18 protein-coding genes are annotated in these 12869 nt (G+C 65.7%); 14 read left to right on the top strand and 4 right to left on the bottom strand.

All coding sequences use genetic code 11. The features are described 5' to 3' along the window. The 8 genes from hemF to IRZ12_RS10200 form a co-directional block, all read left to right on the top strand. Positions 1-742 (top strand): oxygen-dependent coproporphyrinogen oxidase (hemF, locus tag IRZ12_RS10235; protein WP_296468018.1); only part of this gene is annotated, 742 nt, incomplete at its 5' end. After that, positions 739-1368 (top strand): nicotinate-nucleotide adenylyltransferase, encoded by a 630-nt coding sequence (gene nadD, locus IRZ12_RS10230; protein ID WP_296468017.1) that lies wholly within the window; start codon positions 739-741, stop codon positions 1366-1368. The genes hemF and nadD, both read left to right, overlap by 4 nt. 2 nt (positions 1369-1370) lie before the next feature. Beyond that, complete coding sequence (gene rsfS, locus IRZ12_RS10225; protein ID WP_296468015.1) at positions 1371-1730, top strand: ribosome silencing factor; 360 nt, start codon at positions 1371-1373, stop codon at positions 1728-1730. Positions 1731-1780: 50 nt separating this feature from the next. Next, on the top strand, positions 1781-2254 hold the full coding sequence (rlmH, locus tag IRZ12_RS10220; protein ID WP_296468013.1) for a 23S rRNA (pseudouridine(1915)-N(3))-methyltransferase RlmH: 474 nt from the start codon (positions 1781-1783) through the stop codon (positions 2252-2254). A 47-nt stretch (positions 2255-2301) separates the two neighbouring features. Beyond that, a complete protein-coding gene (locus tag IRZ12_RS10215; RefSeq protein WP_296468011.1) occupies positions 2302-2898 on the top strand; it encodes a nucleoside triphosphate pyrophosphatase in 597 nt (198 codons plus the stop codon). Positions 2899-2994: 96 nt separating this feature from the next. Beyond that, positions 2995-4461 (top strand): ribonuclease G, encoded by a 1467-nt coding sequence (gene rng, locus IRZ12_RS10210; protein ID WP_296468009.1) that lies wholly within the window; start codon positions 2995-2997, stop codon positions 4459-4461. Positions 4462-4597: 136 nt separating this feature from the next. Further along, positions 4598-4864, top strand: coding sequence for a hypothetical protein (locus IRZ12_RS10205; RefSeq protein WP_296468007.1), 267 nt, complete (start codon positions 4598-4600; stop codon positions 4862-4864). A 643-nt stretch (positions 4865-5507) separates the two neighbouring features. Then, complete coding sequence (locus IRZ12_RS10200) at positions 5508-5717, top strand: cold-shock protein (protein WP_296468005.1); 210 nt, start codon at positions 5508-5510, stop codon at positions 5715-5717. Positions 5718-5807: 90 nt separating this feature from the next. Here the strand turns inward: IRZ12_RS10200 and IRZ12_RS10195 are convergent, their stop codons facing one another. Next, positions 5808-6125, bottom strand: coding sequence for a hypothetical protein (locus IRZ12_RS10195; RefSeq protein WP_296468003.1), 318 nt, complete (start codon positions 6123-6125; stop codon positions 5808-5810). Between the two features lie 130 nt (positions 6126-6255). On the opposite strand from IRZ12_RS10195, the gene IRZ12_RS10190 reads away from it, so the two are divergent. After that, positions 6256-6738, top strand: a complete 483-nt coding sequence (locus tag IRZ12_RS10190; RefSeq protein ID WP_296468001.1) for a GNAT family N-acetyltransferase — start codon at positions 6256-6258, stop codon at positions 6736-6738. Positions 6739-6815: 77 nt separating this feature from the next. After that, positions 6816-7034, top strand: a complete 219-nt coding sequence (locus IRZ12_RS10185; RefSeq protein ID WP_087778644.1) for a hypothetical protein — start codon at positions 6816-6818, stop codon at positions 7032-7034. A 23-nt stretch (positions 7035-7057) separates the two neighbouring features. Here IRZ12_RS10185 and IRZ12_RS10180 read toward each other — a convergent pair whose 3' ends face one another. Genes IRZ12_RS10180 through IRZ12_RS10170 form a run of 3 tightly spaced genes read right to left on the bottom strand, consistent with a single transcriptional unit; the run spans position 7058 to position 8692 of the window. Beyond that, positions 7058-7582 (bottom strand): hypothetical protein, encoded by a 525-nt coding sequence (locus IRZ12_RS10180; protein ID WP_296467998.1) that lies wholly within the window; start codon positions 7580-7582, stop codon positions 7058-7060. Then, positions 7575-7751: a hypothetical protein gene (locus IRZ12_RS10175; protein WP_158213190.1), complete on the bottom strand. Its 177-nt coding sequence runs from the start codon at positions 7749-7751 to the stop codon at positions 7575-7577. The genes IRZ12_RS10180 and IRZ12_RS10175 overlap by 8 nt, the downstream gene beginning before the upstream one ends. Positions 7752-7792: 41 nt before the next feature. Further along, positions 7793-8692: a LysR family transcriptional regulator gene (locus IRZ12_RS10170; protein WP_087778648.1), complete on the bottom strand. Its 900-nt coding sequence runs from the start codon at positions 8690-8692 to the stop codon at positions 7793-7795. A 100-nt stretch (positions 8693-8792) separates the two neighbouring features. Between IRZ12_RS10170 and IRZ12_RS10165 the strand changes: the two genes are divergently transcribed. From IRZ12_RS10165 to IRZ12_RS10150, 4 genes are all read left to right on the top strand, one after another. Next, positions 8793-9218 (top strand): heme-binding protein, encoded by a 426-nt coding sequence (locus tag IRZ12_RS10165; protein ID WP_296467994.1) that lies wholly within the window; start codon positions 8793-8795, stop codon positions 9216-9218. A gap of 30 nt (positions 9219-9248) precedes the next feature. Then, positions 9249-10151, top strand: a complete 903-nt coding sequence (locus tag IRZ12_RS10160; protein ID WP_296467992.1) for a VOC family protein — start codon at positions 9249-9251, stop codon at positions 10149-10151. 159 nt (positions 10152-10310) lie between these two features. Next, positions 10311-11861 carry a bifunctional 3-(3-hydroxy-phenyl)propionate/3-hydroxycinnamic acid hydroxylase gene (locus IRZ12_RS10155; protein ID WP_296467990.1) on the top strand — a complete coding sequence of 517 codons (1551 nt, stop codon included), beginning with the start codon at positions 10311-10313 and terminating at the stop codon, positions 11859-11861. 24 nt (positions 11862-11885) lie between these two features. Then, the coding region (locus IRZ12_RS10150; RefSeq protein WP_296467988.1) for a tripartite tricarboxylate transporter substrate binding protein at positions 11886-12869 on the top strand (984 nt) is incomplete at its 3' end.

Genomic DNA, 12869 nt, shown 5'->3' with positions numbered 1-12869 from the left:
ACGCGGCGGAGTGCTGTTCAGCCACGTCAACGGCTCGGCCCTCCCGCCCTCGGCGAGTGCCCATCGCCCCGAACTGGCTGGCCGCCCCTGGGAAGCCATGGGCGTTTCGCTCGTGCTACATCCGCGCAACCCCTACGTGCCCACCGTGCACATGAACGTACGGGTGTTCGTCGCAAAATCGGTCCACGTGTCCGATGCCGATGACGTCTTCTGGTTCGGCGGAGGCATGGACCTGACCCCGTATTACCCGTTCGAGGAAGACGCGGTCCATTTCCATCGCACCTGCAAGGCAGCGTTGGACCCGAGCGGCCCGGAGCTCTACCCGCGCTTCAAGAAATGGTGCGACGAATATTTCTATCTCAAGCACCGCAAAGAGGCCCGCGGCATCGGCGGCATCTTCTTCGACGACTTCAACGAAGGTGGATTCGAGCATGCGTTCGCCATGACGCGCTCAGTCGGCGATCACTTCCTCGACGCCTACCTGCCCATCGTCCAGCGTCGCGTCGACTTGCCGTACGGCGAGCGGGAGCGCGATTTCCAGGCATACCGCCGCGGCCGCTACGTCGAATTCAACCTGGTATTCGATCGCGGCACCCTGTTCGGGCTGCAATCGGGAGGTAGGACGGAATCCATCCTGATGTCGATGCCGCCGCACGCGCAATGGCGCTACGACTGGCATCCTGAGCCCGGCTCGCCAGAGGCGCGCCTCTACGAAATGCTGTCGCCGCGAGAGTGGGTTTGAATTCGCCTGTCGTCCAACGCATCGGATTGCTCGGGGGAAGCTTCGATCCCATCCACGAGGCCCACGTGGCCTTGGCGCGTACCGCGCGCGACCACCTGGGGCTGGAGTCGGTCCATTTCATTCCTGCGGCCGAGCCCTGGCAGCGACGGCCGCTCACCGCCACGGCGGAACAGCGCGCCGAGATGGTGGCGTTGGCAATCGCCGGGGAACCGAATCTCGTCCTGAACCGCATGGAAATCGACCGCGGCGGCCCCAGCTATACCATCGACACGCTGCGTGCGCTCGCGGGCCCCACGGGCACGTCGCTTGCTGGAGCGTCGCGGTACGTCTGGATTCTCGGGGCCGACCAGTTGGCGAACTTCTGCACTTGGAAAGACTGGCAGGATATCGTCGCGCTGGCTGAACTCGCGGTGGCAGCCCGCCCGGGCACCCGGCCGGCCCCCCCTCCACCGCTGCGCGATGCGCTGGCTCGACTGGAACGCACGCTACACAGGCTTCCGATGCCCGAGATGGCGATATCCAGCTCCGCCATCCGGGATCGGCTCTCACGCGGCGAACCCGTCGACGGTCTCGTTTCCCCCGCGGTGCTACGCTACATCCGCCAGCATCGCCTGTATCAGGCCTGAATATGGACATACGCAAACTGCAACGCGCCGTAGTCGACGCTCTCGAAGACGTCAAGGCGCAAAACATCACGGTGCTCAACACCACCCACTTGACCAGCCTCTTCGACCGCGTGGTCATCGCCAGCGGCACCTCCAACCGGCAGACGCGGGCCCTTGCATCCAGCGTCGTCGAAAAGGTCAAGGCCATCGGCGGCGAGGTCGTCGCGACCGAAGGCGAGGAAACCGGCGAATGGGTGCTCGTGGACCTCGGCGACATCGTGGTCCACATCATGCAACCCGCTATCCGCGAGTACTACAACCTTGAAGAAGTCTGGGGCGGGAAACCGGTGCGGATGAAACTGAACGCCTCCTCCGCGCGCTAGCTCCCCGGGAGCGGCGCCTGCCGCACGGACTGCCACAGCGAACCGCGCTCATGAAACTGATCATCATCGCCGTCGGCCACCGCATGCCAGCCTGGGTGGACGAAGCCTTCACCGACTATGCCAAGCGCATGCCCCCCGACTGCCCCGTCGAACTGCGCGAAATCCGCCCCGAGCCGCGCACTACGGGCAAGACGCCTGCCCAGATGCAGGCCCTGGAGGCCAAGCGGATCGAAGCCGCCCTTCCCGCCTCAGGGCTTTGGATCGCGCTCGACGAGCGGGGACGCGACCTCACCACCCTGGACCTGTCTCGGCAAATGCAGCAATGGCGCAACGATGGACGCGACGTGGCGCTCATCATCGGCGGGCCGGACGGGCTCGACCCCGACCTCAAGCGGCGTTGCACCAGCATGCTGCGCCTGTCCAGCATGACCCTGCCCCACGGCATGGTGCGTGTGCTGCTTGCAGAACAGCTTTACCGAAGCTGGTCCATTCTTGCCAATCACCCCTACCATAGGGGAGGTTGACCCGACCATCCGCGGGCCTTGCGTGCCCGCCCTGCACAGACGACGACATGACGGCCATCTACCTCGCCTCGCGCAGCCCAAGGCGCCGAGAATTGCTGACGCAATTGGGCATCGAACACGAAGTACTGTTGCCGCCCCCGGCCGCAGGCCCGGACGAACCCCAGCTGCCCGGCGAGCCGGCTGCCGACTATGTCCGGCGCACCGCGCGCGAAAAGGCGCTGCTGGGCGCCGAAACCATGCGCCTGCGCCAGCTGGAAGAACGGCCTCTTCTGGCCGCCGACACGACTGTCATCCTAGACGGAGAAGTCCTGGGCAAACCGGTGGACCGGGCCGATGCCGTGCGCATCCTGCAAAAGCTCTCCGGCACCGAACACGCCGTCCACACCGCGGTCGCCATGGTATGCCGCGGGCAGCTGTACGAAGACGTCTCCATCACCCAGGTGCGCTTCCGCATCCTGTCCCAGCGCGATATCGAACGCTATTGCGACACCGGGGAACCCTTCGACAAAGCCGGCGCCTACGGCATACAGGGGCTGGGCGGCGTATTCGTACAGCACATCAGCGGGAGCTTCACCGGCGTGATGGGCCTGCCTCTGTACGAAACCTCCCGCCTCCTCGCCAGGGCGGGCATCCTCCTTCCCTGATCCGCGCCGGCGAGCCGGCCGCACTCCCCCGCTCGCCGCCGGTTCGCGACTCGCGGTAAGCTCCCCGATAGTCGCGCAAGCTCACCGGCAGATTCCATGACCGAAGACATCCTGATCAACGTTTCCCCGTATGAAACCCGCGTCGCAGTCGTCCAGCAGGGCGCGGTCCAGGAACTCCACATCGAGCGCACTTCCCAGAAAGGCTACGTCGGAAACATCTATCTTGGCCGCGTCGCGCGCGTGCTCCCCGGCATGCAAAGCGCCTTCATCGACATCGGCCTGGGGCGCGCCGCTTTCCTGCACATCGCCGACATACGGGAAAGCCGCCAAGAACGCGCCCAGGGAGGGCACCCGACCACGCCCATCGAGAAACTGCTGTTCGAAGGGCAGACCTTGATGGTCCAGGTCATCAAGGACCCCATCGGCACCAAGGGCGCGCGATTATCCACCCAGATCAGCGTGGCCGGACGCATGCTGGTCTACCTGCCATTCGATCCGCACATCGGCATTTCGCAGCGCATCGAGTCGGAGGCCGAACGCATCCAATTGCGCGATCGGGTACAGCGGCTGATGCCCAAGGACGAGAAAGGGGGCTACATCGTCCGCACCCAGGCCGAAGACGCCACCGACGAAGAACTCGCGGCCGACATCGCCTACCTCAGCAAGCTCTGGTCCATCATGCAGCAAGAAGCGCGCACCAAAGGCGCACCGCGCCTGCTGCACGAAGACCTGAACCTGGCGCAAAGGGTATTGCGCGACGTCGTCAGCACCGACACGGCTTCCATCCAGATCGATTCGCGCAGCAGCTTCAATAAGCTAAAAACCTGGGCGAGCGAGTTTACGCCTTCGGTCGTCGACAAGCTCGTGCACTACACCGGGGAGCGACCGCTGTTCGACCTCTATAACGTCGACGAGGAAATCAACCGGGCACTGTCGCGACGCGTGGACCTCAAGTCCGGCGGCTATCTCATCATCGACCAGACCGAAGCGCTCACCACCATCGACGTCAACACCGGCGGCTTCGTCGGCGGACGCAACTTCGACGACACCATTTTCAAGACCAACCTCGAAGCGGCCCAGGCCATTGCACGCCAACTTCGCCTGCGCAATCTCGGCGGCATCATCATCCTGGACTTCATCGACATGGAAAACCCGGAGCACCGGGAAGCGGTGCTGGCGGAATTGCGCAAAGCCCTGGCCAGGGATCGCACGCGCATCACGCTCAACGGCTTCACGCAGCTCGGCCTGGTCGAGATGACGCGCAAGCGCACCCGCGAATCGCTCAGCCACGTGTTATGCGAGCCCTGCCCCACTTGCCAGGGGCGCGGCCAGGTCAAGACGCCGCGCACGCTGTGTTACGAGATCCTGCGGGAAATTCTGCGCGAAGCGCGCCAATTCAACCCAAAAGAGTTCCGCGTTTTGGCCTCGCAAGCGGTCGTGGACATGTTCCTGGAAGAAGAGAGCCAGAACCTGGCCGCGCTGGGAGACTTCATCGGCAAGCCCATTTCGCTGCAGGTGGAGGGGATATACAGCCAGGAGCAATACGACATTATCTTGATGTGACCCGTCCACGGTGCACGGCCGCGGCAACCGCATGTGCGCCGTGCCGGCAGCGGCCTTGCGCCCACGGGGGCGACGGTTCGACCGCTTACAATAGAGGGTTCGTACGGGCCTACCGTCCCGCGACAGGGAGAGGATCATGAACCAGGAAGAAGCCATCGTCGAACTCGCAAAGTTGCTGCGGGCGCAACGCAACCGGCTCGACGGGCTCACCATCGCGGCCCGCGTGCTGGCGCGGGAACGCATGGCTGACGATGAATTCCGCGAAGCCGTCGAACACGAAATGCATCGCTACACGTCCCTGCTCCAAGACACCCGGCGCGCCGCCGAAATCGAGTTCGAAGTCGCGCGCATCTTCGATAGGACCTCCCTCCATCCCAGCGGCCCGGCCCGGCCGGAAGAATGAGGGCCGGGCGGGCGCGCACGAACTTCCGAGGCACCAGCCCGAGGCCAGCGTCCGTTTTCATCGACAGTGCAAAAGTCGGTTGACTTTCCCATCGCAGCGGGTGACAATGGCTAATCGATCTTTGCCGCAAGAACCACAACGAACATGGCGGCAACAAGTTACGGTCGGCCTAGCCCGATCCCTCTTGTACTCTTTCCCCTCTTAACCGAGTTTCGTTACCCAGCGCGCCGCTTCGGCGCGCCAGACTAAGAGACTAGGTCCGTCGTTCCGGTACCCAGTCTCGTTGGACGCTTTTGATAGAAATTTTCCCAGACCAACTCATCCCTCCCCCTGCGCATCAACCCGTGCACGGCGAGGCCATCGAGGTTGGCGACGTCGTATATCTCCAACCCAAGCACGGTCCGCTCGTCGCCAGCACCGTGATATTCGCAGCGACCCTCTTCGGTTGCATTACCTATACCGCTGACGCTTTGGTACCCGCTCCGGGCACTACGTCCGCTCATCGTCTACGCCTGCGGTTTCGCAAGCGGGACGTTCATCGGGTCCAATCGCAGCGGCATGCCTGCATACCGGCTGCCGGGCAGGACTTTCAGTAAACCGGCACGCCACGGCACGCCACACCCCTTAATTGACTAGGACACACATGGAACAGACAGGAATCGTCAAATGGTTCAACGATGAAAAAGGCTTCGGCTTCATCATGCCCGAGAGCGGCGGCAAGGATTTGTTCGCCCATTTCTCCGAGATCCAAGGCAGCGGACGCAAGACGCTGATGGAAAACCAACGCGTCACGTTCGTGGCCGCCAATGGTCTCAAAGGCCCGCAGGCCACGAAGATCCGGGTCGTCGCCTGAACGCGGGCTGATACCCAGACGCAAGACAGCTCCCCGGCATCGCAAGGTGCCGGGGAGTTTTTTTGCCCGGGCCGCCAAGGTGCCCGGGTTTCAGAGGCTCGCGCGTAGCAGGATGCCGTCGAGTTCCGCGCTGGCCGACATGCCGCCTTGCTCGTATCCCAGTGCGGCGCATGCCATGGACAGCGTCTGCCGCCACTCCCGTTCCGCGCTCTTGTGAATGAAGAAGTCCCGCGCGCATTGGTCGCCGCGGATGAGCTCCTTGCGCAGCCACTCCGCCATGCGCGCCTCCTCCCGCCGGTCCAGCACGCGCGACAATACCGAAATCGAAACGAACGCGTACGATCTGATGTTCTTCAGCATCCGCCCGCGTAGCGGCCCCACCGGAAATTCCAATGATTGAGCATCCATGGGTACCTCGCCGAAAACACTATCGTATGGGGCGCGGCCAAGCGCCGGAGACAGCTGTTTGCTATCGTTTATCCTGCTAAAACCCGGGCCTCGCGGGTATCGGCCCGCTCCCGACAGGATCCTCTCGCTCATGCCGACTCCGCGCCCGCTCTCCCCTTCCGACTACGAGCCCGTCATCGCCCGCGTCGACCACTGGTGGGGTGGCCGCCCCATGCAGGCACTGCTGCCGCGGCTCTTCTTAGAGCATTTCCGGCGTACGAGCTTTGCCATCGGCGCCTCGGACGCGATAGAGGCGTTTCTGATCGACTTCGTCTCCCAGACCGATTCCCGCATCGCCTACATCCATTTCGTCGGGGTGGATCCCGCTCGCCGAGGCGGCGGCCTCGGGCGCATGCTGTATGAGCACTTCTTCGATGTCGTCCGTGCGCTGGGCTGCGAGGAAGCGCACAGCATCACGTCGCCGGCCAATAGCGGGTCGATCGCTTTCCACCGCAAGATGGGATTCGAGCTGGAGCCGGGCACGGGACAGGTGGACGGAGTGCCGGTCCAACTGCACCATGCGGGCCCGGGCCAACATCGCGTGCGGTTCAGGAAGATGATCGTGGCGGCCTGATCCGGGCGAGGGTTCCGTCCTCCCCGTAGGGGAATGCGGCATGCGACTTGCTGCGTCGGTCGTCTCTGGAGACGACCATGGCAGCCAACTCACCTTCCCGTTCCCCTGGCCAACCGATCGACGACAAGCTCGAGGACACGAACAGTTCGACGCCCACGCCCGCGGCCCCGCGCCGCGAACCGGACATGCACAAGACCGACCGCGACCACACGGACGAGGAATATCATCGGCAACTGGGCCACGGCAGGAAGTCCCGCGCGGAGGACGATCCGAATGCCGGCGGCGGGCAACCCTAGCCGAGCGCGGCGGCACGGCCGCCTCAGACGCGGCGCCCCGTGCGGTGCAGCACAGGGCCCGACCGGGCGGTATCGATGGCGGCATCCAGATCCTGGATATCGCTATATCTTCCAAACATGTATTCGTAGCGCCGCACCACGATTGGCGCTCCCCGGCCCCGGCCGTTCTGGCTCCTGAGCCAGCGATAGCGTTCGGCGTCGAGGACCAGCTCGGACACGGCCGCCGCCAGGCGCTTGCTCAACGGCGACCGCCAGGAACGCGGCTCCCAGATGCCCGACTCGAGCATGGCAACCGCTTGCCCGACCTCCTCCAAGGTCGCGTTACGCGGAGCCAGGCGGACGGCAAGATCCAGCGCTCCGGCGTGGCGCGACAATTCCGAGGAGGCGACGCGCAGCCGCCGCACCAGGTCCCGGCTGGAGGGCCTGGATGCCCATCCGTCGTCCCAGTGCCGGGTCTGCTGTCCCGCGGGTTCCAGAGCGGACAACCCGCCGGCGTATTGCTCGAGGGCATCCGCCGCGTCGAGAAGCAGAGCGCTCAAATCATGCATGATCGACCTCGTGTTTCGCGCAGGGAGGACGTGCAGCAAGAAGCGAGCCGGCAACGCGAATCATTGTCGATATCGTCAAAAACAGGAAATTCTCCTTGAAAAGAAAATCGTAATTATCGAACCATTCCCGCCGCCGGACAGCGATGCGGGCGCCGAAGAGTTCGAGCATCCGATCCGCCGGCGATGGGCAGCCGGGCGTGTATCGACGGATCAGGCCCGGAAGAGCTCGTGCACCAGCCCGCGCAGCCACATGTTGCCGGCATCCCTGTGGAAGCGGCGCGGCCAGAACTGGTGGACCTCGATGGTGGGCGCCTTGAGCGGCACGTCCACCATCCTGATGTCGGCATGCTGCACGCACACGTTGGCCATGTCGCGCGGAACGGTGGCGATGAGGTCGGAGCTTTCGATAATGGGCAGCAGGCTCGTGAAGTGGGACGTTTCGAGCAGCACGCGCCGCCTCAAGCCCTTGCGCTGGAGGAACTCTTCGAACAGATGCTCCCGCCCCGGCCGGACGGCGGCATGCGGCAAGGCGAGGTACTGCTTGAGCGTGAGGACGTCCCCCACCTCGGGATGGCCGCTGCGGACGATGCAGACGAAGGTATTGCGAAACAGCAGTTGCTGAAACATGCCCGCCTTGTGCAGGTCGGGAAAATAGCCGATCGCCAGTTCCGCCTCGCCTGACTCCAGCGCTTCGGCGGCCGCATGGCGCGGCATGGCGAGCGTGCGCAGGTTCAGGCCCGGTCCGGCCTGGACGAACCGCGCCAGCAGCTTGGGGACGAAATTGATCTCGCCGATGTCGGGAGTGATCAGCGTGAAGGTGCGCTCGCTGGATGCCGGATCGAATGTGTGCGCCTGGAGGATTTCGCCCTTGATGGTATCCATTACGCGCCGCACCGCAGGCGCGAGCGAGACGGCCCGCGGGGTCGGCTGCATCTGCGAGCCGGTGCGCACGAACAAGGCGTCGCCGAACAGCGTGCGCAGGCGCGCCACGGCCGCGCTCATTGCCGGCTGGCTCAGGCCGATGGCCTCGGCCGCGCGCGACACGCTGCGGTGCTCCAGCATCGCATCGAACACGCGCAACAAGTTGAGGTCGATATGGCGAATATCCATGGGATGGATTTTAACTATTCGCCGAATCGTCTGGAAAGATAATCCACCGGCGCTTAGACTGCCTCCGTGGATATTGCTTGACACTCGAACGGAGACACACATGACCGGCCTCACCCTGGAACAGGCGAACGCCATCATCGCCGCGGCGCTGCGCCGCTCCGCCCAGAAAGGCTACAAGCCCATGGCGGTGGTCGTGCTCGACGCGGCCGGGCACTTGAAGGCCGCGCAACGCCAGGACGGCGCCAGCATGTTCCGGGTAGACATCGCCACCGGCAAGGCCTGGGCCGCGGTGGGCATGGATGCCTCGAGCCGGACGCTGGCGCAACGCGCCAAGGACAACCCGAATTTCTTCGTCACGCTGGCCGCCACCGCCCAGGGCCGCTTTCTTCCCCAGACAGGCGCGGTGCTGATCAAGGACGCCGCCTGCGCCGTGCTCGGAGCCGTCGGCGCGAGCGGCGGCACGGGCGACGAGGACGAGGAAATCTGCATCGCCGGCGTGACCGAGACCGGCCTGCAAGCGGGCTGACGGCTGGCGCGGACGACGGAACACGACACCATGGCATCTTCCACCATACAGGGACTTCGCAGCGTGGCCCTGGAGGTTCCCGACCTGGCAAAGGCGGAACATTTCTATACCGAAACCTGGCACCTGGACGTGGCCGCGCGCGAAGGAGACTCGCTCTATTTCCGCGGCACCGGTGCCGATCATCATCTGCTGGCGCTGCATCGCGGGCCGCGCACCGCCATTCGTCATGTGACGCTGCGCGCCCGGAGCGAGGAGGCGCTCCACACCATCGCGCGCGCGTGCATCGACGCGGGCGGGACGGTAGAGATCCCCGTCGGCGCGGTGGCGGACCCCGCCGGCGGACAAGGTCTATTGATACGCGATCGCGACGGGCGGCGGATCCAGGTGGTGGCCGGCGACGCCCGGCATGCCGACGCCCGCGAGGTCGCCGACCGCCCCGTCAGGCTCGCGCACGTCGTGCTCAACAGCGACGACGTCGCCGCCACGCAGCGCTTCTTCGAGCAGGCGCTGGACTTCCGGCTGGTCGACCGCACGCGCATCATGGCCTTCCTGAACTGCAACGCCGACCACCACACGATCGCGCTGGGCGACACGGACAACAATGCGCTGAACCATATCGCCTTCGTCATGCCGGACCTGGAATCCGTCATGCGCGGCGGCGGCCGGATGAAAGACGCGGGCTACGCCATCGAATGGGGGCCCGGCCGGCACGGCCCGGGGGACAACGCCTTCAACTATTTCATCGGCCCCTTCGGCGAGGTGATCGAGTACACGGCGGAAGTGGAACAGATCGACGACAGCTATGTGGCCGGCGCGCCCGAAGACTGGACATGGCCGCCGGGCCGCGTGGACCAGTGGGGCATATCGCCGCCCCCGTCGTCCCGCCTGAAAGCGGCGCAAAGCGACGTGTTCTTCGTGGCCCCGCCGGCCTGATCCGCCTCAACCGGACCACAACCGACCATTCACGCGATCTGCCGATGCCCGCAGGCCGGGCGCGGCCCGTCTCGTCCCGAAAAAACGCTCCCGTAGGCGATGCGTCCATCCCTCGGAGCACCTTATGGAGAATCCTGAACCCATGCGGAGATACTGCGCATGACCTCGGCTACCCATCCCATGGCGTACGACGTCGCCATCGTAGGCTTCGGCCCTGCCGGCGCAGTGGCCGCAGGGCTGCTGGCCAACCAGGGGTTCCGCGTCCACGTCTGCGACCGGCAACGCGATGTCTACGACAAACCGCGCGCAATCGCGGTCGACCACGAAATCATGCGTGTCTTCCAGCAACTGGGGCTGGTGGATCGCATCGCTGAACATGTCGAGCCGTTCACGCCCTCCGAGTACTACGGCGTGGATGGCCGCCTCATCAAGCGGCTGACGATGGTCGAGCCACCCTACCCGCTCGGCTACGTTCCATCCAATGTCTTCACCCAGCCTCCGGTGGAGCGCATCCTGCGGGCTCATGTGGAGCGATCGCCCAACGCCCGCGTGGAACTGGGCGCGACGGCATGCGCGCTGGAACAGGATGCGGACGGCGTTACGCTGGAACTGGCGCACGATGACGGCCGCCGGGACCGCATCCGTGCCCGCTACGTGATCGGCTGCGACGGCGCCTCCAGCACCGTGCGCGACCTCGTCGGCATCGCGCTGGAGGACCTGGAGTTCGACGAACCGTGGCTGGTGGTGGACGTGCTGGTCAATGAGCGCGGACTCGCCAAACTGCCCCGGACCAGCGTGCAGTACTGTGAGCCGGATCGGCCATGCACGCTGGTCATCGGTCCCGGCAATCATCGCCGGTGGGAGATATCGCTCAAGCCGGGCGAGGACCCTCAGGCCGTCACGCGTCCCGAGGAAACGTGGAAACTGCTGGCGCGCTGGCTCGGTCCGGACGACGGCCAGCTATGGCGCCAGGCCAGCTACCGTTTCCATGCCCTGGTGGCGGACGAATGGCGCAAGGGGCGCGTGTTCATTGCCGGCGACGCTGCCCACCAGCAGCCGCCCTTCCTGGGCCAGGGCATGTGCCAGGGCATACGCGACGTCGCCAACCTGAGCTGGAAACTCGCCGCGGTGCTGCGGCGGACGGTGGCGGGCGACCGGGCCGAGGCGCTGCTCGACAGCTACGGCGTGGAGCGCAAGCAGCACGTCCGCAACCTGACCGAGCGCATCAAGGCCATCGGCGCGGTGATCTGCGAACGCGACGAAGCCCGCGCCCGCGCGCGGGACACGCGCCTGCTCGATGAATGCGGCGGCATCGTGCGCGACGTACCCCGCCAGGAAGTCATCCCCCCCTTGGAGCAAGGGCTGTTGTCGCGCCGTCCCGCGCCCGCTCGCGGCACGCTCTTCCCGCAACCGTGGGTGCGGCAGGCCGATGCGGCAGTCCGCCTGGACCACTTCGCCGGCGACGGCTGGTGGCTGGCGCTGGCCCCGGCCTATCCAGGCACCGCGCCGGTCCTTCCTGCGCAATGGGGCGTGGCGACGCTGCACTTCGGCCGCGTCCTGGCCGAGACGGAAGGCGTATGCGCCGCATGGTTCGAGCGCAATGCGTGCGTCGCCGCCCTGGTGCGCCCCGACCGCTATGTCTATGGCGTCGCCGCCGATGCGCGGGAATTGGACGCCTTGCTCGACGAACTGCGCACCGCGCTGTATTGACCACCATACCGAGAGGAGACAACGATGAACCGAAGACACGCCATCCAGACCATCGCGGCCGTGGCAGCCGCCGTTTCCGGCTTCGCGCCCTTGCCCGCGGCGCTGGCGCAGGCCTGGCCGGACAAGCCGGTACGGCTGCTGCTGTCGCAGCCGCCAGGCTCCGGGCCCGACAACATCGCCCGCCTGTTGTCCGAGCGGCTCTACCCGCGCTGGGGCCAGGCAGTGGTGATCGAGAACAAGCCGGGCGGCCAGAATACGGTGGGCGCCCAGGCCGCGGCGCGTTCGCCCGCCGACGGCTACAACTTCTATTTCGCGACCACGGCGGCGCTGGTCACCAATACCTTCCTGTTCAAGCAGCTACCCTACGACCCGGCCAAGGACTTCGTGCCGGTGGCCTTCGTCGCCCGCAGTCCATTCGGCATCCTGGTCAAGGCCGACTCGCCGGTGCGGACCGTGGAGGAACTCATCGCCAAGTCCAAGGCAGCGCCCGGCACGTTCACGCTTGGCAACGAAGGCCCGCGCACTTTCGGCGGCATGATCGCCCGCCTGTTCAACGCCCGATCCGGCGCGCAGGCCAACCTGGTTCCCTACGTGTCGGTCGGCGTATCGGCGCAGAACCTGATGGGCGAGCACGTGGACGCGATCGTGGCCGACGTGGCCTCGACCGCGCAACTGGCCAAGCAGGGCCGCCTGCGGCTGCTGGCGGTGACCTCGGAGAAGCGACTGCCCGACTGGCCGCAGGTGCCCGCGCTGTCGGAACTATTGCGGGACTTCGACATGGTGGGCTGGTTCGCCATCGTCGCGCCCGCCGGAACCCCCGCCGCCGCGATCGACCGGGTCAACCGCGACATCAACGCCTTGCTGGCGGACGAGGAAGTGGCGGGGCGCATCGCGGCCATCGGCCCCATTGCCGCGCCGGGCTACAGCCCGGCGCAGACGGGCGAATTCCTCAAGCGGGAGCATGCCCGCTGGGCGCAGATCACCAAGGAAATAGACATCCTGCCGGAA

Source organism: Pigmentiphaga sp., assembly GCF_019689535.1.
In the GTDB taxonomy this organism is placed as follows: domain Bacteria; phylum Pseudomonadota; class Gammaproteobacteria; order Burkholderiales; family Burkholderiaceae_B; genus Pigmentiphaga.
This window is presented reverse-complemented; position numbering and strand designations above follow the sequence as displayed.